The sequence below is a fragment of the Methylobacterium mesophilicum genome, from assembly GCF_022179445.1.
GTDB lineage: Bacteria > Pseudomonadota > Alphaproteobacteria > Rhizobiales > Beijerinckiaceae > Methylobacterium > Methylobacterium mesophilicum.
Genome location: NZ_BPQU01000009.1, coordinates 87,023 through 111,645, shown reverse-complemented (window position 1 = coordinate 111,645; position 24,623 = coordinate 87,023). Strand labels below are relative to the sequence as shown.

The following is a 24,623-nucleotide window of genomic DNA, read 5'->3' as shown; positions in this document are numbered from 1 at the left end:
AAATACATCCTCCGACACCGGAAAAGCGCCCCCGCAACCGTGGCTGGGGACTTGTGCGGGCGGCGGCCGCGCAACATATTCCTGTGCGAGGTGCCAGCCTGGCGCCAGAGGTCCTGCGTGGGCCTCGCCCGAAACACCACGCTGAGAGAGCCTCCGCAAGGAAACTCCCATGGCATTCGAGAACTCTCCCTTCCGGTACGGCGCCCAGCAGCCGTCCGGGTACGCCGGCACCCAGGTCGATGTCGATCAGGGCCTGCGCACCTTCATGCTCGGCGTCTACAACAACATGGTCGTCGGGCTCGGCATCTCCGGCCTCGTCGCCCTCGGTCTGAACATGGCGTCGGTCGCGGCCTACCAGGGCACGCGCCCGATCCTGACCCCCTTCGGTCAGACCCTCTACACGAGCCCGCTCAAGTGGGTTCTGATGCTGGCCCCGCTCGCGTTCATCTTCGTCTTCTCGATGCGGATGGACCGGATGTCGGCCTCGTCGGCCCGGACGATGTTCTGGGCCTTTGCGGCGGTGATGGGCGCCTCGATGTCCTCTCTCCTCCTGGTCTTCACCGGGGCGAGCGTGGTTCGGGTGTTCTTTATCACGGCGGCGGCGTTCGGTTCGCTGAGCCTCTACGGCTACACGACCAAGCGCAGCCTGTCGGGCATGGGCTCGTTCCTGATGATGGGCCTGATCGGCATCATCCTGGCGTCGCTGGTGAACATCTTCTTCGCCTCGTCGGCGCTGCAGTTCGCCATCTCGGTGCTCGGCGTGCTGATCTTCGCGGGCCTGACCGCCTACGACACCCAGAAGCTCAAGGAGATGTATCTCTCCAGCAGCTTCGACGGTGAGATGGCGGCCAAGATGTCGGTGAACGGCGCCCTGACGCTCTATCTCGACTTCATCAACATGTTCCAGTTCCTGCTCAGCCTGGTCGGCGACCGCCGCTAAGCCCAGCATGAACCCCGAATGAGCAAGCCCCGGCGGGACACCGCCGGGGCTTCTTTTTTGGCCTGCCTGGATCGGGCGAGGGCGGTTATCATGCCGCCATGCCCAACCGCATCTCCGGCCTTTCCGCCTTCCCGATCACTCCGAGCGACGCGGACGGCCGCGTGGATGCGGCCGCCCTGCGCCGGCTGCTGGACCGCCTCGTGGAGGCCCGGGTCGATTCGATCGGCCTGCTCGGCAGCACCGGGACCTACGCCTACCTGTCCCCGGACGAGCGGCGCCGCGCCGTCGAGATCGCCGCCGAGGCGGTGGCCGGCCGGGTGCCGCTTCTGGTGGGGATCGGGGCGCTGCGCACCGACGACGCGATCCGGCACGCTCAGGCGGCCCGCACAGCGGGGGCCGACGTGGGCCTGCTTGCCCCGGTCTCCTACACGCCGCTCACCGACGATGAGGTGTACCGGCATTTCGCGGCCGTGGCGGGGGAGGGCGGCCTGCCGCTCGTGATCTACGACAACCCGGCGACCACGCATTTCCTGTTCTCGCCGGCGCTGATCGGCCGGATCGCCCGCCTGCCGGGCGTCGTGGCGGCCAAGTGCCCCGCACCGGAGCCGTCGGCGGCCGAGGCCGGACTTGCCAGCCTGACGGAAGCGGTCCCGGCGGAGTTTCCGGTCGGGTTCAGCGGCGACTGGAACGTGACCGAGGCGCTGCTCGCCGGCGGCACGGTCTGGTTCAGCGTGGCCGGCGGCCTGTTTCCGAAAACCTGCCTGGCGATCGTGCGTGCCATCGAGTCCGGCGACGCCGCGCGGGCCCGGGCGCTGAACGAAGCGCTCGCGCCACTCTGGACGCTGTTCAAGGCGCATTCGAGCCTGCGGGTGGTCTACGCCCTCGCCGACCATCTCGGCCTTTGTCACGCCGAACCGCCACGGCCGATCCTGCCGCTGCCGCCGGAGGTCCGGGCGGACATCGTCAGCACCGTCGAGCGCTTGAACCTCGCCTGACGCGATCTCGGAAAAGATCACACCGCCCGGGGCGGGGGCTCCAGCACGGCGAGCACCCGGGCCAGCTCGGTCCCGCGCTTCATCACCAGCCCGCTGGCGGCGATCACCGCGTAGGCGCCCTGGCGGCGGGCGAGCTTCGGGTCCTTCTCGATCCGGTAGAGCGGCATCTCGGAGGCGCGGCGGTAGATCGAGAACACCGCCTTGTCCCGGCGGAAATCCATGGCGTAGTCGCGCCACTCGCCTGCTGCGACCTGCCGGCCGTAGAGGTTGAAGATCGTGCGCAGCTCGTCCCGGTTGAAGGCGATCTGCGGGGGTTCCGCACGGGCGGGGAACGGAATGACATGGCCCGCCGCTTCCTCGGGCCTCGACTCCGCGCTCGTCCGCTCCGTCATCGTCACTCCGTAGTGCCCATGCTGTGCCGGATGATGGCCCCCGCGCCCGCGACCCGCAAGGGTGACCCCTCCGGGACCCCGTGTCGCCCACGACACATCCAAGCGACAAAAAACACGGTTCTGCCCGAATGCCGCCTTTCCCGGGCCGCGTTGCCCTGGCACAACACTGTCTGAACCTCGCCGGCTCCTGCCGGACCAGCGGCCGAAACCCAGCTCCCCAGCCTTCGGTCGCCGGTCGGGATTCCAGAATTCGGCACTCCGAGGTTTCGAGACCCAATGACTTCAGGCCGCCCCTCCGGGCGGCCTTTTTTCGTGGCGTGTCCTGCACCTCGCCAGGTGGATCGTCCCCGAACGTGGCTGCCGGCGTTCGGAAAAAGACGATCCCAGTCAGAGCCCAGCGCATCGTGCCGGCTGCGATATCCAGCCCGATGCGCAGGCCGAGCGGTTTTCGTCCTCCCGTTTATCGCCGGATGCAGGTAAGGCGGGCCGCATCATGGGTCCGCCCACCTTCGACGACAGCTTCATCCAGGCCCTCGACACGCTGTTCGCGTGGCGCCGCGACGTGCGCCGGTTCCGGCCGGACGCCGTGGACCCGGACGCCCTGCGCGCCTGCCTGGATGCGGCGCACCGGGCGCCGTCGGTGGGGAACAGCCGGCCCTGGCGGTTCGTGCGCGTCTCCGACCCGACCCGGCGCGCCGCCGTGGCGAACGACTTCTCCCGCTGCAACGCGGCCGCAGCCGAGGGCTACGACGCGGCACGCGCCGCCCGCTACCGGGCGCTGAAGCTCGCCGGCCTCAACGAGGCGCCAGAGCACCTCGCGGTGTTCTGCGACGACGCCACCGAGACCGGCCTCGGCCTCGGCCGAGCCAGCATGCCGGAGACCCTGGCCTATTCGGTGGTCGGGGCGGTGCAGTGCTTCTGGCTGGCGGCGCGGGCGCGCGGACTCGGGGTCGGCTGGGTCTCGATCCTGGAGCCGGCCCGCGTCACCGGGATCCTGGCTGTGCCGGAGACCTGGCGGCTCGTCGCCTATCTGTGCGTCGGCCATCCGGTCGAGGAGCATCGCGACCCGGAACTGGAGCGCCACGGCTGGCAGGCGGAAGACCCCCGCGGCACCGAGTTGTTCGAGCGCTGAGCCGTCCGACCTCAGGATTGAGGCTACTTCTTTACCCTCCCCAAGACTTCCCGGGAGAAGCAGAGCGTCAACCATAGCTTTCAAGGGAACGGCAAGCGCGGCCGTGGATTACTGGCCGGCATACGCTCACGCTTGTCGAGGAAGTCCAGGATGTCGGGTCGGGTGGCGGCTTTATTCGGTTTGGCCGGCGCGCTGCTGGCGGGTTGCTTCGGGACGGCCCAGGCGCGGGAGCTGGTGCCGTTCCAGAACGGCGTCGCGCCGGGCTCGGTGGTGATCAGCGTGTCCCAGCGCAAGCTCTATCTGGTGAACGGCGACGGCACCGCGATCCGCTATCCCGTGGCGGTGGGCAAGCCCGGCAAGCAATGGTTCGGCACGGCCGCGATCGACGGCAAGTACGTCGCCCCGGCCTGGTCGCCGCCGGCCGAGGTCAAGCGCGACAACCCCCGGCTGCCGAACGTCATCGCGGGCGGCTCACCCAGCAACCCGATGGGCGCGGCCGCGATGACGCTGGCCGGGGGCGAATACGCGATCCACGGCACCAACCGGCCGAACTCGGTCGGCACCTACGCATCCTATGGCTGCATCCGGATGTACAACCAGGATGTGGTCGATCTCTACGCCCGGGTCGATGTCGGCGCGCAGGTCTACATGACCCGGTGAGGGCCAGCACATCGGTGTGATCAGGACATCTCACTGACGTGGCGTGCCACCGCTTCCACGAACGCCTCCGCCGTGTCGCAATGACGTTCGAGGTCTTCCTTCGACGGCATGGGCTCGGCGGTGTGCGGATCCTCCGCCGGGTAACGGAAAGTGGTGGCCCAGGGCGTCAATCCCGCCAGTTGCCGGGCCTGTACGAGGAGAGGACTGGTGCTCGGAATGAGCGCGGTGAGCGCATCGAGGTCATGTCCGGCTCCCCGGCCGCGCGGATACCGGATGCCCTCCGCCACGAGGATCGCCTTCGCAGCCTTCTCGACGGCCTGATGCACGTGGAAGGCGGCGTCCTCCAGTTCCGGCGGATCCAGGAGCAGCCGGGGCGCGGATCGCGTGTCCTGTTGCGCCTTCCGAACCCACGCGCCGGGATCCGACGCGCTCAAAGCGGGGCCTCCGCCGCCTTGTCGTAGAGGACGATACCCTCCTCGGCGACGTCATGCGCGAGTGCGTTGATGTCGAGACGGCGGGCCTCGAAGACGCTTCTGCGCATCGGGACTAGCTGGATCGACGTGCCGAGATCGCGAACGGCCGCCCACAGGGACGCCGGCGTATAGCGGCCTGACGGAATATCGTCGTCCAGCAGAACACACAGGTCCCAGTCACTGTGGTCGTCGTGGTCTCCCCGGGCACGGCTGCCGAACAGGATCACGCGCTCGACGGGTGCGACCCTACGCAGACGCGCGACGATTGCAGCGAGCGAGGGCGACAGACGGTCCGGAGCAAGCGCATGGCTCATTCCGCAAGTATACAGCACGCGGGCTCAGCCCGCATGCATCCGTGATCATGGATCCCTGGAACAAGCCACAGGGATCCGGGCCCGCCCTTATGTGATCGCCCTCACTTCGCCGGCGGCGCCGTCGCCTCGACCGACGTGAAGGTCTCGAGGATCCGGTAGGTGTGCTCGGCGCCGGCCGGCACGCAGTAGGAATCCCCCGGCGCGAGCGCGACCGTCTCGCCGCCGACGACCAGCTCGGCCCGGCCGCTGATGACGTAGCCCACGGTCTCGTGGGGCGAGGACGTCATCGGCTTGTCGGCGTTCGGCTCCTCGGCCCGCCACATGCGCATGCCGAGCCGCTCGCCCCGGGCCAGGGTGATCTCGCCGTGCGGTCCAGCGGCCGCACCGTGGGCCGATACCTTCGTCGCCATCATCGTCTCCTGTCGGTGAACCAGCCCAACGGCGCCCGGCCCGCGACGTTCCGCGCCCGGTGTCGCGGCCTCGGCCCGGGTCGCCGCTTGACGGCCCCCGGGGGCGACAACAGGATGTGGAACCGGTTCGACAAGGCGCCCGACAGAGGCGTGGGCCGGCGCGACGCCGCGGATCCGCCCGGGTCCGGCGCGTCGACGAATCGACCGGAGGGACGCGCCATGCAGATCAAGGCGGCGATCGACAGGATTCCCGGTGGCCTCATGCTGGTCCCGCTCCTGCTGGGCGCCCTGTGCAAGACGTTCGCGCCGGGAGCGCCGGCCTATTTCAAGGGCTTCACGCAAGGGATCATGACCGGGGTGATCCCGATCCTGGCGGTCTGGTTCTTCTGCATGGGCGCGTCGGTCAGCCTGAAGGCGACCGGCACCGTCCTGCGCAAGTCCGGCACCCTGGTGCTGACCAAGCTGCTGTCGGCCTGGGCGATCGTGCTGGTCGCCGCGCTGTTCATCCCGCCCGAGGGCATCCAGACCGGCTTCTTCGCGGGGCTGTCGATCCTCGCGATCGTCTGCGCGATGGATATGACCAATGGCGGCCTCTACGCCTCCCTGATGCAGACCTACGGCAGCCGGGAGGAGGCGGGCGCGTTCATCCTGACCTCGATCGAGTCCGGCCCGCTGATGAGCATGATCATCCTGGGCGCCTCCGGGGCGGCCCATTTCGAGCCGCAGATCTTCGCCGGCGCAGTGCTGCCGTTCCTGGTCGGCTTCCTGCTCGGCAACCTCGATCCGAAGCTGCGCGCCCTGTTCGCCCCGGGCGGCCAGCTGATGATCCCGTTCTTCGCCTTCGCGCTCGGCAACACGGTGGATCTCAACAACCTGCTCTCGCCCCTCGCCGGGCTCGGGATCGTCCTCGCGCTGGCGGTCATCGTGCTCACCGGCATCCCGCTGATCCTGGCCGACAGGGCCATCGGGGGCGGAACCGGGACGGCGGGGCTCGCGGCCTCGTCCACCGCCGGGGCGGCCGCCGCCAACCCGCTGGCGATCGCGGCGGTGGCGCCGCAATTCGCCCCGGCGGCGCAGACCGCCACGGTGCTGGTGACGATCTGCATCATCGTCACGTCGATCCTGGTGCCGATCCTCACCGGGCTCTGGTACCGCCGGTTCGGAGCCGGCGCGGCGGAGGCCCGGGCCGAGCCGCCGCCGACGGTCTTCGACGGCGTGCCCGCGGAGTAGGGTCGGGGGGCGGCTCAGAAATCGACCGCGAGACCCTTCACCTCCCAATCCTGGTAGCGCACCGGCTCAAGGCCGCCGCGGCCGAGATGCTCCGGAGCGGCACGGATCGCGGCCGCGCGGGCGTCGATCGCGGCCCGGCGCTCGGCCGCCTCGGCCAGGGCACGCTCGGCCGCAGGGCTGAGTTTGCGCGGGGCCGCGGCGGCGCCATCGGTCGCATCCTGTCCGTTCGGGTCTTGCATCGCGGTCGCTCGGGTGTGAGGGCGTGTGTCAGCGGATCATCGGGTTCAGGAGTAGAAGTGGCATCGCGGGACACAGGCCGCAACATTCCGGTCGAGACATCGACGGGTACGCCCGACACCGCGGGGCTCGGCGCCCGGCGGGCCGCCCTGAATGCGGTGGCCGAGATCATCGGCCAGGAGCGCCCCCCGGCCCTCGAGGAGACCCTGGCCCAGGCGATCCGGACGGAGACCTTGAGCCCCGCCGACGCGGGCCTGGCCCGGGCGATCGCGGTGGCGACCTTCCGGCGCTACGGCCTGATCCGGGCGGCCCTGGCCGCCCGGCTCGAGCGCGGGCTGCCGGTCGACAAGCCCCGGCTGACCGCGCTGCTCGCCACCGCGACCGCCCAGATCCTCGACCTTGCGGTCCCCGACCACGCCGCGGTCGATTGCGCGGTGCGACTCGCCAAGGGAGACAACCGCACCGCGCATCTCGCAGGCCTGGTCAACGCGGTGCTGCGCCGGGTCGTGCGGGAGCGCGACGCGATCCTGGCCGCCTCCGCCGACGCGCTGGCGGTCAACACGCCGGACTGGCTGGCGAGCCGCTGGGTCTCGGCCTACGGACCGCAGCGGGCGGCCGCCATCGCGCAGGCCCATCTCGCCGGGGCGGCGATCGACCTGACCCCGCGCGGCGACGCGGCCGCATGGGTCGAGCCGCTCGGTGCGGTGCGCCTGCCGACCGGCTCCCTCCGGCTGCCGGAAAACGGGCCGGCGATCCCCGACCTGCCCGGCTTCCAAGAGGGTGCCTGGTGGGTGCAGGACGCCGCCGCGGCGATCCCTGCGCGGCTGCTTGCCCCGCAGGCGGGCGCCCGGGTGCTCGATCTCTGTGCCGCGCCGGGCGGCAAGACGATGCAGCTCGCCGCCACCGGTGCGCGGGTGACGGCGGTCGACCGCTCGGCGCCGCGGCTGGAGCGCCTCCGCGAGAACGTCGCCAGGCTCGGCCTCGACGTCGAGATCGCGGTCTCCGACGCCCTGGCCTTCCAGGCCCAGGACCACGACGCGGTGCTGCTCGACGCCCCGTGCTCGGCCACCGGCACGATCCGGCGCCACCCCGACGTGGCCTGGACCAAGTCGAAGTCCGACATCATCCGGCTGTCGCTGCTCCAGGTCAGGCTCCTCCAGAGCGCGGCCGAGTTGGTGCGCCCGGGCGGCCGGCTGGTCTACTGCACCTGTTCGCTGGAGCCCGAGGAGGGCGAGGCGCAGATCGCCGCCTTCCTGGCCCGGGACACCCGCTTCGCGCGCGTGCCGGTGCGGGCGGAGGAGATCGGCGGCGCGACCGAGATGATCGATGGCAACGGCGACCTGCGCACCCTGCCGTGCCACCTGCCCGAGGTCCCGGGCGCCCGCGGCGGCCTGGACGGCTTCTTCGCGAGCCGGCTCGAGCGCGTGGGGTGAGGAGCGCTCCCCGGTCTCCGCCGCCATCGCGGGCGCAGCGCGGCAACCGAGCGGAGCGTTCGCGGATGCAGACCCATCGACTGGCACGCCGCTCTTAACAAAATTCCTGTCTTGTTCTCACTAGCCGTCACCCGTCCGTCGTCGCTGCGGGAGTGATCCCGCGGTGCTCCTCGGCGGTCCGTCCGGTGGCTGACCGGCGGACCGGGAGGATGGGGCGGTGACCGCCAACACGGAGTCGCGGTGATCGGCGGGGATCGGATCCCGCGCGTATCTGGCCGACACCTGGGTTCCCGCGGCATCCCGCGTCCGGCGCGATTGGGTTTTCTTGAGCCATGCCCCCGGCGCCGCAGGCGCGTGGGGACGAGGAAGCATATCCGGCGGTCGCGTTCGCAACCTTGATTCGATCCGGTTGGCCTGGATCGACTAGGTTGGCGGATGAATATCCGCAGCAGTCATCTTTCGGCCGGGGATCGACAGGTTTTTGTCACACTTCGTTCGCGGAGTGAGGCGGAGCCGCCGTTGAGGCGGGGAACGATTATCGCTAGCGTGCCGGCAAATCGGGAGGCTGCACGGCAACCGTGCACGGGATGGATATGGCACACGCAACCCACGCGACCACTGCGCCCGGCGCTCCCCGCGAGCCCTGGTACAAGGTCCTCTATATCCAGGTCCTGATCGCCATCGTGCTCGGCGTCCTGCTCGGCTGGTACGACCCGGCCACCGGCAAGGCGATGAAGTGGCTCGGCGACGCCTTCATCGGCCTGATCAAGATGATGATCGCGCCGATCATCTTCTGCACCATCGTGCACGGCATCGCGTCGGTCGGCGATCTCAAGAAGGTCGGCCGGGTCGGCGTGAAGGCGCTGGTCTATTTCGAGGTCGTCTCCACCCTGGCCCTGTTGATCGGCGTGCTGGTCGGCGAGGTGATCCGGCCCGGCGCCGGCTTCAACGCCGACCCGACGAAGCTCGATGCCAGCAAGGTCGCGAGCTACGCCAACAAGGCGGCGGCCGATTCCACCGTCGCCCACATCCTGGCGATCATCCCCAAAAGCTTCTTCGATCCCTTCGCCACCGGCGACCTACTGCAGGTGCTGCTGATCTCGATCCTCACCGGCGTCGTCGTCACCAGCCTCGGCGCGCGCGCCGCCGCGGTGAACAGCGCGATCGACACCGCCGGGCAGATCTTCTTCAAGATCATCGGCATCGTGGTGAAGCTCGCCCCCGTGGGCGCCTTCGGCGCCATGGCGTTCACGATCGGCGAGTACGGCATCCAGAAGGTCTACGACCTCGCCTGGCTGGTCGGCACCTTCTACGTCACCGCGATCCTGTTCGTGGTCGTGGTGCTGGGCAGCATCGCCAAGGTCGCGGGCTTCTCGATCTTCCGCTTCCTCGCCTACATCAAGGACGAGTTGCTGATCGTGGTCGGCACGTCCTCATCGGAGACCGTGCTGCCGCAGCTGATGACCAAGATGCGCCGGCTCGGCGCCTCGGATTCGGTGGTCGGCCTCGTGGTCCCGACCGGCTACTCGTTCAACCTCGACGGCACCAACATCTACATGACGCTCGCCACGCTGTTCCTCGCGCAGGCGGTGGGTGCGGACCTGACCTTCGCGCAATACGCGACGATCATCCTGGTGGCGATGCTGACCTCGAAGGGCGCCTCCGGCGTCACGGGTGCCGGCTTCATCACCCTGGCGGCCACGCTCTCGGCGATCCCGAACAGCCCGGTCCCGGTCGCCGCCATGACCCTGGTGCTCGGTATCGACAAGTTCATGTCCGAGTGCCGCGCGCTCACCAACCTCGTCGGCAACGGCGTCGCCTGCGTGGTGGTCAGCCGCTGGGAGGGCGAGCTCGACATGGCCAAGCTCAACGAGGTCATGGCCCACCCGGTCGCGATCGGCACCGACATCTCCGACCACGCGCCGCAGCCGATGGGGACCGACACCAAGGTCACCAAGGTCGCCGCGGCGGAGTGATGCCGGCGCCCAGCGGGCGGGCGCGCCTCGGCATCGATCTCGGCGGCACCAAGATCGCCGGGATCGTGCTGGATTCCCGCGGCGCGACCCTGGCCGAGGCCCGGGTCCCGGCCCCGCGCGGCGATTACCGGGGCACCCTCGAGGCCCTAGCCGCCCTGGTGGAGCGCCTGGAATCCGAAGCCGGCACCCCGTCCCGCGCGCCTTGCAGCGTCGGCGTCGGCATGCCCGGCAGCCTGTCGCCGGCGACCGGCCTCGTGCGCAACGCCAACTCCCACTGGCTCAACGGTCATCCGTTCGGGATCGACCTCGCGCGGCGGCTCGACCGCCCGGTCCGGATCGAGAACGACGCCAATTGCCTCGCGGTCTCGGAGGCGGTCGACGGCGCCGGGTCCGGCGCCCGGGTGGTCTGGGCGGTGATCCTGGGCACAGGGGTCGGATCGGGCATCGCCATCGACGGCCGCGTGCTCACCGGCCGCAACGGCATCGCGGGCGAGTGGGGCCACGGCCCCCTGCCGGCACCCACCCCCGACGAGCGGCCCGGACCGGATTGCTATTGCGGTCGCCGGGGCTGCGTCGAGACCTGGCTGTCCGGGCCCGGCCTCGCCGCCGACCATGCCCGGCGTCACGGCCGCCATGGCACCGCCGAGGCCGTCGTCTCCGCCGCCCGCGACGGTGACGGCGACGCGCGGAAAACCCTCGCGACGCATCTCGACCGGCTCGGGCGCGCCGCGGCCCAGGTGGTCAACCTGCTCGATCCGGACGTGATCGTGATCGGCGGCGGCCTGTCGCGCATCCCCGAGCTGATCGCCGGTTTGCCCGGTGCGATCGCCCCGCACGTCTTCTCCGACGCCTTCGACACCCCCGTGCGCGCCAGCCTTCACGGCGACGCCTCCGGGGTGCGCGGGGCGGCCTGGCTGTGGGAAGCCGACTGAGGGCGCCAGCTCGAACGGTCACCGCCGGCTCTCAGGACATCGGTGGCTTTCGGCACCGCGGACAAGCAAACCCCGTTGCGCGGCCGTCCTTCTATTCGGATCGGTGAAGACACCGTACCATCGGCCGTGTGAAACGCATGCCGGGCAAGCGGATTTACGGCTTGCCCCATGTCTTCCCGCAGACTAGTTCTTGATCGCTGCAGGGAATCGCTTCGTTTTTACGGTTATTCTCAAAAAATTCACCTTTTCGGCAATCACAATCGATAACCAGAGGTCATAAGGGCGGGAAAATCCGGGACGGGACTCGAACTCACTGTCGATGTCTTGGATACCTGCGATGCGCGCCCTCTTAGTCTCGTCTGCGTTCAACAGCATGACGCAGCGCTTCTTCGTCGATCTGTCCGATGCCGGATACGAGGTCGCCGTCGAGATCTACGGTGGCGACGAGCAGCGCCTGGACGAGGCGTTCGCCGCGTTCCGGCCGGATCTGACCATCGCCCCCTTCCTCACCCGCGCGATCCCGGACCGGATCTGGCGCCAGCACCTGACGCTGATCGTGCATCCCGGCATCGAGGGCGACCGCGGCGCCTCGGCGCTCGACTGGGCCATCCAGGAACGATGGGACCGGTGGGGCGTGACCCTGCTTCAGGCGGAAGCCGAGATGGATGCCGGCCCGATCTGGGCGACGCGCACCTTCCCGCTGCGCCAGGCGCCCAAGAGCAGCGTCTACCGGCGCGAGGCGATCGACGCCGCAATCGCCTGCCTGTGGGAGGCGCTCGCCAACCTCCAGACGCCGGGATTCCGGCCGAGGCCGCTCGATTACGCCGCCCCGACCGCGCTCGGCCGGCTGCGTCCGTCGATGAAGCAGGCCGATCGGTGCATTGACTGGAACCGGTGCGGGACCGCCGAAATCCTGGCGCGGATCCACGCGGCCGACGGGATGCCGGGCGTGCTCGACGCGATCTACGGCCTCCCTGTCTTCCTCCACGCCGCCTGCGCGGAGCCGGACCTGCGCGGCGCGCCGGGCCAGGTGATCGCCCAATCCGAGAGCGGCGCGATCTGCCGCGCGACGGTCGACGGCGCGGTCTGGATCGGCCGCCTGAAGCCGAAGCTGGAGGGCGGCGGCGGGATCAAGCGCAGCGCCGTGGACGTGCTGGGTGACCGGATCCCGGCCGACCTGCCCGTCGCCGCCCCGGCCGGGCTAGCGCATCCCAACCCGGTCGAAGAGGTGCGCGTCGAGCGGGCCGGCACTGTCGCCACCCTGCATTTCGACTTCCACAACGGCGCGATGAGCACGGTACAATGCCGCCGGCTCCAAGCGGCGTTCCGGCAGGCGGCGGAGAGTTCCGCCAAGGTCATCGTGCTGGCGGGCGGCGACCACTGGTCGAACGGCATCCATCTCAACGCGATCGAGGCGAGCGCCGACCCGGCCGCGGAATCCTGGGCGAACATCGTCGCGATGGACGACCTGGTGCGCGAGATCATCACCGCGACCGACATGATCGTCGTCGCGGCGCTCGGCCGCAATGCCGGCGCGGGCGGCGCGATCCTGCCGCTGGCCGCGGATTTCGTGCTGGTCCGGGACAGCATCGTGCTCAATCCGCATTACCGCACGATGGGCTGGCTCTACGGCTCGGAATACTGGACCTATCTCCTGCCCCGCCGGGTCGGCTGGGAGCGCGCCGTCCATTTGACCGAGGGATGCCTGCCGATCAGCGGCCGGCGGGCCGCGGAGATCGGCTTAGCGGACGAGGCGATCCGGGGTGATGCCGAGCACTTCGCCAGAACCGTCCAGGCCTTCGCCGCAGGGCAGGCGGAACGCCACGCCGCGCTCACGGACCGCAAGCGCCTGCAGCGAGCCGAGGACGAGGATCGCCGGCCGCTCGATGCCTATCGCCGGCACGAGCTGACGCAGATGGATCGGAACTTCCATCAGCCGGACGCGCCCTATCACCGCGCCCGCAGCGCCTTCGTCCACAAGCGCCCCGCCTGCTGGTCGCCCGTCTCGGTGCGCATGCTGGCCGCGCTGGATCGCCTGGAGACGATCGCCCCGCCGGAGGCTTTGCGCGGATCGGCGTTCTAGGAGGCCACCCCGACGGCCCCGCCGAACCACGACTTCCATCCCAGATCCCGTCTTGAGGCGCGGGAGTTACAGGAGAGGTCAGGCCGATCGCGGCAACCCCGGCGTCACCTTCGGGGCTGACGCGCGCGGGGCAGCCCAGCCCCGGGCGGCGGGAGACCACGGGGTCGTGTCCGGCCGGCCCCTTGCCGCAGCCGGGAGGGCAGGGCAGGAGGGCCGGCCCTTCGCCGCGAAGCCCCGATGATCGTCCGCACCCGGCCCAACCTGTTCACCCTGTTGTTCACGATGCAGGGCTCGATCCTGCCGCGGGTGGCCCAAAAACTCGTCGGGATCGTCGCGGTCTCCTGCCTGGTGGTCTGGGCGGAGGCGCGCTGGCCAGCCTTCTTCCCGGTGACCGCCGGGGTCGCGCCGTTCACGCTGGTCGGCCTCGCCCTGTCGATCTTCCTGAGTTTTCGCAACAACGCCTGCTACGAGCGCTGGTGGGAGGCCCGCAAAGCCTGGGGCAGCCTGATCGGCGAGGTGCGCAACCTCGCCCGCCTGCTGCCGGCCCTGTTGCCGGCCGCCGAGGCGGCGCCCCAGCTGCGGCGCCTGTCGGCCTTCGCGCACGGCCTGCATGCCCGCCTGCGCGGTCTCGACGAAGCCAAGGCCGTGGATGGAAAGGCGCCGGGCTCGGACCTCTGCGGCCCGAACCCGACCGACTCGGTCCTGGCCGCCCTGACCCGCGACCTCGCCGGGCTGATGCGGGCCGGGCGCCTGACCGACATCCAGTTCGGCCTTCTGGAGGCGCGGATCGAGGCTTTGTCCGGGGTGCACACCGCCTGCGAGCGGATCGCCAACACGCCGCTGCCCTTCGCGTACACGCTGCTCGTCTACCGCACCGCCTGGCTGTACTGCCTGCTGCTGCCGGTGGGCCTCACCGGCTCACTCGGCTGGGCGACGCCGGTCGTGGTGGCGCTCGTCGGCTACACGTTCTTCGGCCTCGACGCCCTGGGCGACGAGTTGGAGGAGCCCTTCGGCACCGAGCCGAACGACCTGCCCCTCGACGCGATGGTCCGGGCCGTCGACCGCATCGTCCACCACGCGCTGGACGAGCCGATGCCGGCGCCGCTGGCACCGGACGGGTATTGGCTGCGGTAGCGTCGGGATCAGCCGTTCCAGGCCCGCAGGACCGGTTCGCTCCGGTCGTGCTCATAGCCAAGGACGCTGACGCTGGCGGTGCCGAGCACCAGCAGCGCGCCGCCCTCCGTCGGCAGGCCGATCCAGCGGGCGGCGAGCACGCGCAGACAATGGGCGCTGGAAAAGAGGATCAGATCCGCATCCAGGGCGCGGATCCGGGCGATGACCCGATCGGCCCGGGCGCCGACATCGGCTGCCGTTTCGCCGCCGGGGCATCCGTCGCGGAACAACCGCCAGCCCGGGCGCTCGGCCAGGATCTCTTTCGTGGTCCGGCCCTCGTAGGCGCCGTAATCCCACTCGGCGAGGTCCGGATCGATCGTGCGGTCCGCGCCGAACCCCGCAAGCGCGCAGGTGGTCGCCGCGCGGCTCGACGGGCTCGACCAGACGGCCGCATAGGCTCCGGCTGCCAGGCGCGGCGCGAGGGTGCGGGCCGCCGCCTCACCCGCCGGCGTCAACGGGATGTCGCTGCGCCCGGTATGTTGCCCGGACAAGCTCCAGGCGGTCTCGCCGTGGCGGACCAGGGTGATCTGCGGAAGCTTGGTCTGGGACATGCGCGCCTCCGAGTACGCGCGGTCAACGCGCCTGCGCCGATCCGGCACCCGGCGCCGAGACAATGCGTCGACGCCGCAACATCACCCTTGCGCCTCCGATAAAACGGACATAAACATATCTTTATGTCTAGCGCTGAGAGTCGAACGGCGGGATCGATCCCTTTTCCGGAAGCCCTGGGCGTCCTGCGCGCCGCGGCCGAGGAGACCCGCCTGCGCATCCTGGCGCTGCTCACCGACGGTGAATTGTCGGTCTCCGACCTCACCGACATCCTGGGCCAGTCGCAGCCGCGCATCTCGCGCCATCTCAAGCTCCTGGTGGAGGCCGGCCTCGTCGAGCGTCATCGCGAAGGAGCCTGGGCGTTCTTCCGCCTGTCCGAGTCCCGGGCCGGCCTGGCCGACCCGCTCCTGTCCGGGCTGGACCGGAGCACGCCGCCTCTCTCGGAAGATCGTGCCCGGCTCGACGCGGTCCGCACCCAGCGGGCCGAGACGGCCCAGACCTTCTTTGCCCGGCTCGCGCCCAAATGGGACGAGCTACGCTCCCTGCATGTCCCCGAGGCCACGGTCGAGGCGGCGGTCCTCGACGCGCTGGGTGAGCGCCCCCTCGGCAGCCTGATCGATCTCGGCACCGGCACCGGCAAGATGCTCGGCCTGCTCGCCCCGCGGGCCGCCCGGGCCACGGGCCTCGATTCGAGCCACGCCATGCTGTCGGTCGCCCGGGCCAACCTGGAGCGGCGGGGCCTGTCGCGGGTGGACCTACGCCAGGGCGACATCCATGCGCCGCCCTTCGCCCGGGCGAGCTTCGATCTGGTGGTGGTGCATCAGGTGCTTCATTATCTCGACGATCCGGCCCGCGCCCTGCGGGGCGCCGTGCGTCTCGTGGCGCCGGGCGGACGGCTCCTGGTGGTGGATTTCGCGCCGCACGATCTCGAATTCCTGCGGACGAGCCAGGCCCATCGCCGGCTCGGCTTCTCCGCGGATCAAGTCTCCGGCTGGCTGGCCGAGGCCGGGCTCGCCACGGTCGCGACCCGCGATCTGGTGCCCCGGGAGGCCGGCCAGCTGACCGTCACGCTCTGGCTCGCGCAGGAAGCCAGCCATCGGCAGGCAGGCCTCGACCGCGCCGCCGAACCGCTCCAGCGCGCGGTCGCCTGACCCCGAAATCCGGCGACCTCCGCACAACCCATCACCCTTATCGTCTGAACCGACCGACATAGAGGACGAGACCCGATGCGCCGACCCGCCCACCGCGCCAGCCGAGACGGCTACCACCCGATCCGCGTCTCGATCGAGTTCTTCCCGCCCAAGACCGACGAGATGGAGAAGGTCCTGTGGTCGTCGATCGAGCGGCTGGCACCGCTTCAGCCGAAATTCGTCTCCGTGACCTACGGGGCCGGCGGCTCGACCCGGGAGCGGACCCACAACACGGTCGCCCGGATGATCCGCGAGACGACCCTCAAGCCCGCCGCGCACCTGACCTGCGTGGATGCCAGCCGCGAGGAGATCGACGCGGTGGTGCAGTCCTACTGGGATGTCGGCGTCCGCCACATCGTGGCCCTGCGCGGCGATCCGGCCGACGGCGTCGGCCACGCCTACCGGCCGCATCCTGAAGGCTACGCCACGACCGCCGAGCTGGTAGCGGGGATCAAGCGCATCGGCGACTTCAAGGTCTCGGTCTCGGCCTATCCCGAGAAGCACCCGGAGGCCGCCACCCTCGATGCCGACATCTATGCCCTGAAGGCCAAGGTCGATGCCGGGGCCGACCAGGCGATCACGCAGTTCTTCTTCGAGAACGAGGTCTACCTGCGTTACCTCGAGAAGGTCCGTGCCGCCGGGATCACGATCCCGATCATCCCGGGCATCCTGACGGTGCAGAACTTCAAGCAGTCGGCCAACTTCGCCCGCCGCACCGGCGCCTCGGTGCCCTACTGGCTGGCCGCCCGCTTCGAGGGTCTCGACAACGACGTGGAGACCCGCCGGCTCGTCGCCGCCGCCGTGGCGGCCGAGCAGGTGCTCGACCTGGTGGACGAGGGGGTCCAGGACTTCCACTTCTACTCGATGAACCGCTCCGACCTCGTCTACGCGATCTGCCATCTGCTGGGCCTGCGCGCGCAGGCGCCGAAGCTGGCAGCGGAGAAGGCGGCGGCCTAAATTCAGCTGCGCCCGCACGGCGCAGCAGGGGGCGGGATTATGGCTGAACCGCAAGATATGATTCTTCCGCTTCTTCGGGAGATGCGGACCGAGATCCACTCTGGATTCGAGCGCATCGATCGCAAGCTTGAGGAGCATGATACCCGCTTCGACAAGCTGGAACGTCGGTTCGACAATCTGCGGGAAGCCGTTAACGGCGAATCGGTCCTCGGACGCTACGCGGCTGCCCAGGTCGAAGAGCGCCTCGACGCCCTCGAAAAGCGGCTCGCCGCCCTGGAGAAAGCGGGCTGACCCGGACCATTTCCGGGCTGGTCCGAAACGAGAACTCCACCCTCTGCCTCATCCTGGGTGCCGCGCAACGGCATCGCAGGTAGGCTCCAGGGACCCACAAAAATCTCGACGCCTCCTTCGAGGCTTCCGCTTCGCTCCGGCACCTCAGGATGAGGTGGTCTGTTGGGACCGATCATGACTGACTTTCCGCCCGTCGACGGCACCGAGATCGCAAGCGCGCTGCGTCAGCGCGCGTCGGAAAAGATCCTCGTCCTCGACGGGGCGATGGGCACCGTGATCCAGCGGCTCGGGCTGACCGAGGCGGATTTCCGCGGCGACCGCTTCAAGGATCATCCGAACGATCAGAAGGGCAACAACGACCTCCTGATCCTGACGCAGCCGGACGCGATCCGGCAGATCCACCTCGACTACTTCCTGGCCGGCGCCGACGTCTGCGAGACCAACACGTTTTCCGGCACCACGATCGCGCAAGGCGATTACGGCCTCGAATCGATCATCCACGACCTGAACCGGGAGGGCGCGCGCCTCGCCCGCGAGGCCGCGCGGCTCGCCGAGAAACAGGATGGCCGCCGCCGCTTCGTCGCCGGCGCCATCGGCCCGACGAACCGCACGCTGTCGATCTCGCCGGACGTGAACAATCCCGGCTACCGCGCGGTGACCTTCGATCAGGTCAAGACCGCCTACATGGAGCAGGTCCGCGGCCTGATCGCCGGCGGGGCCGAGTTGATCCTGATCGAGACGATCTTCGACACGCTCAACGCCAAGGCGGCGGTGGCCGCCTGCTGGGCGGTGTTCGAGGAGACCGGGATCCGCCTGCCGATCCAGATCTCCGGCACGATCACCGACCTGTCGGGCCGGACGCTGTCGGGCCAGACCCCGGCGGCGTTCTGGAACGCGCTGCGCCACTCCGATCCGCTGACCTTCGGCCTGAATTGCGCGCTGGGCGCCCGCGAGATGCGCGGCCACATCGCCGAGCTGTCGCGGATCTGCGACACCCTGGTCTGCGCCTACCCGAATGCCGGCCTGCCCAACGAGTTCGGTCTCTACGACGAGAGCCCGGAAGCCATGGGGGCGCTGGTCGGAGAGTTCGCGCAAGCCGGCCTCGTCAACATGGTCGGCGGCTGCTGCGGCACCACGCCGGACCATATCCGGGCGATCAGCGAGGCGGTCGCCGGCAAGGCGCCCCGGCAGATCCCCGAGATCCCGCGCCTGATGCGGCTCTCGGGCCTGGAGCCCTTCGTGCTGACGAAGGAAATCCCGTTCGTGAACGTCGGTGAGCGCACCAACGTCACCGGGTCGGCCAAGTTCAGGAAGCTCATCACCAACGGCGACTACGCCGCCGCCCTGGACGTCGCCCGCGATCAGGTCGCCGCCGGCGCCCAGATCATCGACGTCAACATGGACGAAGGCCTGCTCGACTCGCAGAAGGCGATGGTCGAGTTCCTGAACCTCGTCGCCGCCGAGCCCGACATCGCCCGGGTCCCGGTGATGGTCGATTCCTCGAAGTTCGAGGTGATCGAGGCCGGCCTGAAATGCATCCAGGGCAAGGCGATCGTGAACTCGATCTCCATGAAGGAGGGCGAGGAGAAGTTCATCGAGGCGGCCCGCGTCTGCCGTTCCTACGGCGCCGCCGTGGTGGTGATGGCCTTCGACGAGCAGGGCCAGGCGGACACCTACGAGCGCAAGGTCGAGATCTGCACCAAGGCCTACCGGATCCTGACCGAGCAGGTCGGCTACCCGCCGGAAGACATCATCTTCGATCCGAACATCTTCGCGGTCGCCACGGGCATCGAGGAGCATAACGGCTACGGCGTCGCCTTCATCGAGGCGACCCGGACGATCCGCGAGACCCTGCCGCACGCCCACATCTCGGGCGGCGTCTCGAACCTGAGCTTCGCGTTCCGCGGCAACGAGCCGGTGCGCGAGGCGATGCACGCGGTGTTCCTGTACCACTGCATCCAGGCCGGGATGGATATGGGCATCGTCAACGCCGGCCAGCTGGCCGTCTACGACGAGATCCCGGCGGAGCTGCGCGCGCTGTGCGAGGACGTCGTCCTCAACCGCCGCGACGATTCCACCGAGCGCCTGCTGGAATCGGCCGAGCGCTTCAAGACCGGCGCCTCGGCCCAGGCCAAGACCGCCGACCTGACCTGGCGCGAGGCCCCGGTGGCCAAGCGCATCGAGCACGCGCTGGTCAACGGCATCACCGAGTACATCATCGCCGACACCGAAGAGGCGCGGCAGGGCGTCGAGCGCCCGCTCCACGTCATCGAGGGGCCGCTGATGGCCGGCATGAACGTGGTCGGCGACCTGTTCGGCGCCGGCAAGATGTTCCTGCCCCAGGTGGTGAAGTCCGCCCGGGTGATGAAGCAGGCGGTCGCCTATCTCGAGCCCTACATGGAGGAGGAGAAGCGCGCCAATGGCGGCGACGGCAGGCGCCAGGCCGCCGGCAAGGTGCTGATGGCCACCGTGAAGGGCGACGTCCACGACATCGGCAAGAACATCGTCGGCGTCGTGCTGGCCTGCAACAACTATGAGATCATCGATCTCGGCGTGATGGTCCCGGCCGCCAAGATCCTCGACGTGGCCCGCAAGGAGAACGTCGACATCGTCGGCCTGTCCGGCCTGATCACGCCGTCGCTCGACGAGATGGTCCATGTCGCGGGCGAGATGGAGCGCGAGGGTTTTTCCGTGCCGCTGCTGATTGGCGGCGCCACGACCAGCCGCGTCCACACCGCGGTGAAGATCCATCCGGCCTACGCCAAGGGCCAGGCAGTCTACGTCACGGACGCGAGTCGTGCGGTCGGCGTGGTGTCGAGCCTGCTGTCCAAGGAGACCCGCGACACGACGATCGAGAAGGTGCGCGCCGAGTACGCCAAGGTCTCGGCCGCCCATGCCCGCTCGGAACTCGACAAGCAGCGCCTGCCCCTGGCCAAGGCCCGGGCCAACGCGTTCAAGGTCGACTGGTCGGGCTACGCGCCGAAGAAGCCGGCCTTCACGGATGCCCGGGTGTTCGGGTCCTACGAGGTCGCCGACCTCGTGCCTTACATCGACTGGACGCCGTTCCTGCAGACCTACGAATTCAAGGGTCGCTTCCCGGCGATCCTGGACGACCCGGACCAGGGTCCCGCGGCACGCGCCCTCTACGAGGACGCGCAGGAGATGCTCCAGCAGATCGTGGCGGAGCGCTGGTTCAACCCGAAGGGTGTGATCGGCTTCTGGCCGGCCAACAGCGTCGGCGACGACATCGTGCTCTACACCGGCGAGAGCCGCAGCGACCGGCTGGCGACCTTCCACGGCCTGCGCCAGCAGCTCTCGAAGCGCGACGGCCGGCCCAACACCTGCCTGTCGGACTTCGTCGCCCCCGCGGAGACCGGCATCGCCGATTACGTCGGCGGCTTCGTGGTCACGGCCGGCCTGGAGGAGGTGCGGATCGCCGAGCGGTTCGAGCGGGCCAACGACGATTACCGGGCGATCCTGGTGAAGGCGCTGGCCGACCGGATCGCCGAGGCCTTCGCCGAGCGCATGCACGAGCGCGTCCGCCGGGAGTTCTGGGGTTACGCGGCGGACGAGACCTACACGCCCGCCGAACTGACGAGCGAGCCCTATGCCGGCATCCGTCCGGCCCCGGGCTACCCGTCCCAGCCCGACCACACCGAGAAGACGCAGCTGTTCGATCTCCTGAAGGCCGAGCGTCGGATCGGGGTGAAGCTGACCGAGTCCTACGCCATGTGGCCGGGCTCCTCGGTCTCGGGCCTCTACCTGGCGCACCCGCAGGCGCATTACTTCGGCGTCGCCAAGGTCGAGCGCGACCAGGTCGAGGACTACGCCCTGCGCAAGGGCATGGACATCCGCGAGGTCGAACGCTGGCTCGGGCCGATCCTGAACTACGACCCGACGCGGTACCTGGCGGAAGCCGCGGAGTAGGAGGCTCGGCAGGCATCACCTTTAAGGGACGCCTTGCGGCGCCAGAACACCCGCGTCGTCATTCCGGGGCTCGCCGCAGGCGAGAGCCCGGAATCCAGAACCACAGGCGAGCCCGAACAATGCGAGGCGGGTTGCTCAAAGCCGGCAAGCTCGGCGGCTCTGGATTCCGGGCTCCGCTGCGCGGCCCCGGAATGACGATGCGTTTCGGCTCTTTCGGAGGAACGCCGCGCGGCTGGGCTCAGCAGGTCCCGGCGCCGCGGGTGTTGACGTAGAGCGCGTAGACGGAGTGCGAGGCGGTCATCAGCAGCAGGTTGCGGTTGAGGCCGCCGAAGCAGAGGTTGGCGCAGCGTTCGGGCAGACGGATCCGGCCGATCGGCTTGGCCTGCGGCGACAGGACGAGCACGCCGTCCTCGGCCTCGCTCATGCCCCAGCCGCACCAGAGGTTGCCGTCGACATCGACCCGGAACCCGTCCGGCGTGCCGGTGCCGGCGTCGAAGAACACCCGTCCGTTGGCGGTCTTGGTGCCGTTCTCGACCACGTCGTAGACGCGGATCAGGCGGTTCGGCTTGGCGCGCGCCTCGATGACGTAGAGCTTGGACTCGTCCGGTGAGAAGGCCAGCCCGTTCGGTCCCGCGAGCCCGGCCACCGCCAGGCTCGCCTGCCCGGTGGCCGGGTCGATGCGGTAGACGTTGCCCGGAAGCTCCGGAGCCGCCATCGACTCGTGCGGGTTCGGCCCGAAGGCCGGGTCCGTGAACCAGACGGCGCCGTCGGAATGGCAGACCACGTCGTTGGGCGAATTGAGCGGCTTGCCGTCGAACCGATCGAGCAGCGTGGTGATCGCGCCGTCATGCTCGGTCCGGGTGACGCTCCGGGTCTTGTGCTGGCAGGTGACGAGGCGCCCTTGCCGGTCCCGGGTGTTGCCGTTGGCATAGGCGGACGGCTTGCGGAACACCGTGAGCGCGCCGGAGGCCTCGTCCCAGCGCATGATGCGGTCGTTGACCACGTCGCTGAACAGCAGCGCCCCCATGTCGCCGAACCAGACCGGCCCCTCGGCCCAGCGCAGGCCGGTGGCGACCCGCTCCACGGTGGCGGAGGCGAGGCGGTACTTGGCGAAGGCCGGGTCGAGCACTTCCACGGCCGGGTCGGGCACGCGCAGCGACGGCTCCCATCCGGCCCCGGCCGCCCGCGCGGCCCCGAGCAGGGCCGCGCCCGCGAGCAGGCCCCTGCGTGCGATCGTGGCCATGTATCCTCCCGGTTCTTATCAGCCGCCGGCCATCGCCGACGGACCGCTCTTTCGACGGGCTTCCTTGCGCCGGGCTGGGACCGCGTCCGGCGGGCTGGTGTCAGTGGATCTCGGGTTCGGGAATGCCGCCGGCGCCCTCCAGGAAATCGAAGTCGCAGCCCTCGTGCGCCTGTCGGACGTGCTGAGCGAACAGGCGGTTGTAGCCCCGCGGATAGGCCCGGTTCGGCGGTACGAACGCGGCCACGCGGGCGGCGATCTCGACCTCGTCGAGGTGCAGGTGGATGCGCCGCTCGGCCACGTCGACCGTGATGCGGTCGCCGTTGCGCACCGCGGCCAGCGGCCCGCCGGCCGCCGATTCCGGCGAGACGTGCAGGATGCAGGCGCCGTAGCTGGTGCCGCTCATGCGCGCGTCCGAGATCCGCAGCATGTCGCGCACGCCCTGCCGGAGCAGCACCTTCGGGATCGGCAGCATGCCCCATTCCGGCATGCCCGGGCCGCCGATCGGGCCGGCGTTGCGCAGGACCATGATGTGGTCCGGGGTGACGTCGAGGTCGAGGTCGTTCACCGCCGCGCTCATGGCGTCGTAATCGTCGAACACCAGGGCCGGGCCGGTATGCTTGAGGAAGCGCGGATCCGCGGCCGGCGGCTTGATCACGCAGCCATGCGGCGCAAGGTTGCCGTACAGGATCGCGGTGCCGCCGGTCGTCACGATCGGCTTGTCCAGCGGGCGGATCACGTCGTCGTTATAGACGCTCATGCCGGCGAGCCCGTCGCCGACCGTACCGCCCGTGACCGAGCGGGCGTCGAGGTGGAGGAGGGGGGACAGCCGTACCATCAGCGCCCGGATGCCGCCGGCGATGTGGAAATCCTCCATCAGCCACTGGCCCGAGGGCCGCAGGTTGGCGATCACCGGCACCTTCTGGGCGAACTCGTCGAACTCCGCGAGCTTGATCGGGATCCCGGCCCGCCCGGCCATCGCCACCAGATGGATCATCGCGTTGGTCGAGCCGGCGAGCGCGTTGTGGACCACCAGGGCGTTGTCGATCGAGCGCCGGTCGAGGATGTCGGACGGCTTCAGGTCCTCCCAGATCATCTCGACGATGCGCCGGCCGCAGGCGCTGGCCATGCGCGGATGGTCGGCGTCGGCAGCGGGAATCGAGGCCGAGCCCGGCAGCGACAGGCCCAGAGCCTCGGTGATCGACGTCATCGTCGAGGCCGTGCCCATGGTCATGCAGGTTCCGGCCGAGCGGGCGATGCCCGCCTCCATGTCGTTCCACTGCTGCGTGGTGATGGCGCCGGCTTCCTTCTCGGCCCAGTACTTCCAGACGTCGGAGCCCGAGCCGAGGATCGTCCCGCCGGAATGCCCCCGCATCATCGGCCCGGCCGGCAGGAAGATCATCGGCAGGTTCATGGAGATGCCGCCCATCACCGTGCCGGGCGTGGTCTTGTCGCAACCGCCCATCAGCACCGCCCCGTCGACCGGGTGCTGACGCAGCAGCTCCTCCACCTCCATGGCCAGGAGGTTGCGGTAGAGCATCGTGGTCGGCTTGACGAAGTTTTCGGACAAGGAGAGCGCCGGGAGTTCGATCGGAAACCCGCCCGCTTGCCAGACGCCGCGCTTCACGTGCTCGACCCGCGCTTTGAAATGCTGGTGGCAGGGATTGATGTCGCTCCAGGTATTGATGATCCCGACAATCGGCTTGCCGGTGAAGTCGGCGCGCTCGTAGCCCATCTGAAGCATACGCGAGCGGTGGCCGAAGCTGCGCAGGTCGGTGGCGCCGAACCAGCGCTGACTGCGCAGATCACCGAGGGTCTTCTTGTGTGCGGTCATCAAGCGGTCTCCGGTCTCACGCGTTCGGTCGGGCTGAGTGGATCGGTTCGGCTTCGGCGACGCCTTGGCCACCACAGCGGAGCGGGCCGCAAAGAAGGCGACATGCTGGAGCTGACCGCGCAGGCCGCCGAGAAATACAGTCTGGCCTCGCAGGTGCCAGTGGCCTCCGTCGGGATGGTATCGTTGTCTTCGCCGGCGCACTGGTGTTGCACGCCGGTCGACCCGAACCGCCCACAGTCGATCCCGAGCGTCTCA

Annotated in this window: 22 protein-coding genes; 14 read left to right on the top strand and 8 right to left on the bottom strand. The window is 69.6% G+C overall.

Features of this window, described 5'->3' with window-relative positions; all coding sequences use genetic code 11:
- Nucleotides 1-169 precede the first annotated feature (169 nt).
- Nucleotides 170-940 (top strand): Bax inhibitor-1/YccA family protein, encoded by a 771-nt coding sequence (locus MFF40_RS11900; RefSeq protein WP_058191972.1) that lies wholly within the window; start codon nucleotides 170-172, stop codon nucleotides 938-940.
- Between the two features lie 98 nt (nucleotides 941-1,038).
- Entirely contained in the window at nucleotides 1,039-1,935 is an 897-nt protein-coding gene (locus MFF40_RS11895; protein WP_147897036.1) for a dihydrodipicolinate synthase family protein, read from the top strand.
- Between the two features lie 17 nt (nucleotides 1,936-1,952).
- On the opposite strand, the gene MFF40_RS11890 is transcribed toward MFF40_RS11895, so the two are convergent.
- A complete protein-coding gene (locus tag MFF40_RS11890; protein ID WP_147857607.1) occupies nucleotides 1,953-2,327 on the bottom strand; it encodes a DUF2794 domain-containing protein in 375 nt (124 codons plus the stop codon).
- Between the two features lie 493 nt (nucleotides 2,328-2,820).
- On the opposite strand from MFF40_RS11890, the gene bluB reads away from it, so the two are divergent.
- Together bluB and MFF40_RS11880 are read left to right on the top strand one after the other, a co-directional pair.
- On the top strand, nucleotides 2,821-3,459 hold the full coding sequence (gene bluB / locus MFF40_RS11885; RefSeq protein WP_147897035.1) for a 5,6-dimethylbenzimidazole synthase: 639 nt from the start codon (nucleotides 2,821-2,823) through the stop codon (nucleotides 3,457-3,459).
- 150 nt (nucleotides 3,460-3,609) lie between these two features.
- Entirely contained in the window at nucleotides 3,610-4,119 is a 510-nt protein-coding gene (locus MFF40_RS11880) for a L,D-transpeptidase (protein WP_147856877.1), read from the top strand.
- A gap of 20 nt (nucleotides 4,120-4,139) precedes the next feature.
- On the opposite strand, the gene MFF40_RS11875 is transcribed toward MFF40_RS11880, so the two are convergent.
- From MFF40_RS11875 to MFF40_RS11865, 3 genes are all read right to left on the bottom strand, one after another.
- Nucleotides 4,140-4,553 carry a HEPN domain-containing protein gene (locus MFF40_RS11875; RefSeq protein ID WP_238260569.1) on the bottom strand — a complete coding sequence of 138 codons (414 nt, stop codon included), beginning with the start codon at nucleotides 4,551-4,553 and terminating at the stop codon, nucleotides 4,140-4,142.
- Nucleotides 4,550-4,906 carry a nucleotidyltransferase domain-containing protein gene (locus MFF40_RS11870; RefSeq protein ID WP_147856881.1) on the bottom strand — a complete coding sequence of 119 codons (357 nt, stop codon included), beginning with the start codon at nucleotides 4,904-4,906 and terminating at the stop codon, nucleotides 4,550-4,552. The genes MFF40_RS11875 and MFF40_RS11870 overlap by 4 nt, the downstream gene beginning before the upstream one ends.
- A 101-nt stretch (nucleotides 4,907-5,007) precedes the next feature.
- Nucleotides 5,008-5,316, bottom strand: a complete 309-nt coding sequence (locus tag MFF40_RS11865) for a cupin domain-containing protein (RefSeq protein ID WP_147856879.1) — start codon at nucleotides 5,314-5,316, stop codon at nucleotides 5,008-5,010.
- 219 nt (nucleotides 5,317-5,535) lie between these two features.
- Between MFF40_RS11865 and MFF40_RS11860 the strand changes: the two genes are divergently transcribed.
- Nucleotides 5,536-6,546 carry a 2-keto-3-deoxygluconate permease gene (locus tag MFF40_RS11860; RefSeq protein WP_238260567.1) on the top strand — a complete coding sequence of 337 codons (1,011 nt, stop codon included), beginning with the start codon at nucleotides 5,536-5,538 and terminating at the stop codon, nucleotides 6,544-6,546.
- 14 nt (nucleotides 6,547-6,560) lie between these two features.
- Here the strand turns inward: MFF40_RS11860 and MFF40_RS11855 are convergent, their stop codons facing one another.
- On the bottom strand, nucleotides 6,561-6,785 hold the full coding sequence (locus tag MFF40_RS11855; protein WP_147897031.1) for a DUF1674 domain-containing protein: 225 nt from the start codon (nucleotides 6,783-6,785) through the stop codon (nucleotides 6,561-6,563).
- Nucleotides 6,786-6,842: 57 nt separating this feature from the next.
- On the opposite strand from MFF40_RS11855, the gene MFF40_RS11850 reads away from it, so the two are divergent.
- From MFF40_RS11850 to MFF40_RS11830, 5 genes are all read left to right on the top strand, one after another.
- Nucleotides 6,843-8,216 carry an RsmB/NOP family class I SAM-dependent RNA methyltransferase gene (locus MFF40_RS11850; protein ID WP_238260566.1) on the top strand — a complete coding sequence of 458 codons (1,374 nt, stop codon included), beginning with the start codon at nucleotides 6,843-6,845 and terminating at the stop codon, nucleotides 8,214-8,216.
- A gap of 593 nt (nucleotides 8,217-8,809) precedes the next feature.
- Nucleotides 8,810-10,192 (top strand): dicarboxylate/amino acid:cation symporter, encoded by a 1,383-nt coding sequence (locus tag MFF40_RS11845; protein WP_147857033.1) that lies wholly within the window; start codon nucleotides 8,810-8,812, stop codon nucleotides 10,190-10,192.
- Nucleotides 10,192-11,124 (top strand): ROK family protein, encoded by a 933-nt coding sequence (locus tag MFF40_RS11840; RefSeq protein WP_147897030.1) that lies wholly within the window; start codon nucleotides 10,192-10,194, stop codon nucleotides 11,122-11,124. The genes MFF40_RS11845 and MFF40_RS11840 overlap by 1 nt, the downstream gene beginning before the upstream one ends.
- 337 nt (nucleotides 11,125-11,461) lie before the next feature.
- A complete protein-coding gene (locus MFF40_RS11835; protein WP_238260565.1) occupies nucleotides 11,462-13,207 on the top strand; it encodes an enoyl-CoA hydratase-related protein in 1,746 nt (581 codons plus the stop codon).
- A 237-nt stretch (nucleotides 13,208-13,444) separates the two neighbouring features.
- Nucleotides 13,445-14,341 (top strand): bestrophin family protein, encoded by an 897-nt coding sequence (locus MFF40_RS11830; protein ID WP_147897028.1) that lies wholly within the window; start codon nucleotides 13,445-13,447, stop codon nucleotides 14,339-14,341.
- Nucleotides 14,342-14,349: 8 nt separating this feature from the next.
- Here the strand turns inward: MFF40_RS11830 and MFF40_RS11825 are convergent, their stop codons facing one another.
- Nucleotides 14,350-14,931, bottom strand: a complete 582-nt coding sequence (locus MFF40_RS11825) for a histidine phosphatase family protein (RefSeq protein ID WP_147897027.1) — start codon at nucleotides 14,929-14,931, stop codon at nucleotides 14,350-14,352.
- A gap of 123 nt (nucleotides 14,932-15,054) precedes the next feature.
- Here MFF40_RS11825 and MFF40_RS11820 point away from each other — a divergent pair, with 123 nt between their 5' ends.
- The 4 genes from MFF40_RS11820 (at nucleotide 15,055) to metH (ending at nucleotide 21,294) form a co-directional block, all read left to right on the top strand.
- Nucleotides 15,055-16,080 (top strand): ArsR/SmtB family transcription factor, encoded by a 1,026-nt coding sequence (locus MFF40_RS11820; protein WP_147897026.1) that lies wholly within the window; start codon nucleotides 15,055-15,057, stop codon nucleotides 16,078-16,080.
- Nucleotides 16,081-16,155: 75 nt separating this feature from the next.
- Nucleotides 16,156-17,076: a methylenetetrahydrofolate reductase [NAD(P)H] gene (gene metF, locus MFF40_RS11815; protein WP_238260564.1), complete on the top strand. Its 921-nt coding sequence runs from the start codon at nucleotides 16,156-16,158 to the stop codon at nucleotides 17,074-17,076.
- Between the two features lie 39 nt (nucleotides 17,077-17,115).
- Complete coding sequence (locus MFF40_RS11810; protein ID WP_147897025.1) at nucleotides 17,116-17,367, top strand: hypothetical protein; 252 nt, start codon at nucleotides 17,116-17,118, stop codon at nucleotides 17,365-17,367.
- 174 nt (nucleotides 17,368-17,541) lie between these two features.
- Nucleotides 17,542-21,294: a methionine synthase gene (gene metH, locus MFF40_RS11805; protein WP_238260563.1), complete on the top strand. Its 3,753-nt coding sequence runs from the start codon at nucleotides 17,542-17,544 to the stop codon at nucleotides 21,292-21,294.
- Nucleotides 21,295-21,532: 238 nt separating this feature from the next.
- Here the strand turns inward: metH and MFF40_RS11800 are convergent, their stop codons facing one another.
- Nucleotides 21,533-22,537, bottom strand: coding sequence for an SMP-30/gluconolactonase/LRE family protein (locus MFF40_RS11800; RefSeq protein ID WP_238260562.1), 1,005 nt, complete (start codon nucleotides 22,535-22,537; stop codon nucleotides 21,533-21,535).
- A 100-nt stretch (nucleotides 22,538-22,637) separates the two neighbouring features.
- The gene (gene araD, locus MFF40_RS11795) at nucleotides 22,638-24,368 is read right to left on the bottom strand and encodes an L-arabinonate dehydratase (RefSeq protein ID WP_238260561.1); all 1,731 of its coding nucleotides are present in this window, start codon (nucleotides 24,366-24,368) and stop codon (nucleotides 22,638-22,640) included.
- Nucleotides 24,369-24,623: the final 255 nt, after the last annotated feature.